Origin of the sequence: Pseudomonas sp. HY2-MNA-CIBAN-0224, assembly GCF_040310285.1 — a bacterium.
Classification (GTDB): Bacteria; Pseudomonadota; Gammaproteobacteria; order Pseudomonadales; family Pseudomonadaceae; genus Aquipseudomonas; species Aquipseudomonas helleri.
On record NZ_JBEOPQ010000780.1, the window covers coordinates 1 to 248 of the forward strand.

The 248-nt window shown below is 43.1% G+C and carries 1 protein-coding gene; it reads left to right on the forward strand.

What is annotated here, in order from left to right:
- The coding region (locus tag AAEZ03_RS28430) for a hypothetical protein (protein WP_350583312.1) at positions 1–248 on the forward strand (248 nt) is incomplete at both ends.

Here is a 248-nt window from a genome sequence, read left to right on the forward strand (position 1 = left end):
TTGCAAGATAGTGCGATTGGTGACGTCGAATTAATTATCACCGCAGATCAAAATATTGAACTCCCTGCAAAATCAACCTTGGCCTTACTTGCGGATACTATAGTGCCGGAAGTCCTCGAGGCATTAGCTGGGTACCAACATGATGATGTATTAAACCAAGCCGATTTTTCTCAGGTGGGGCTTAATTTGACTTTTGATATGTCGAGTTTAGAGCTGATCATGCAAGCTCCCATTGAGGCGCTTAAAGT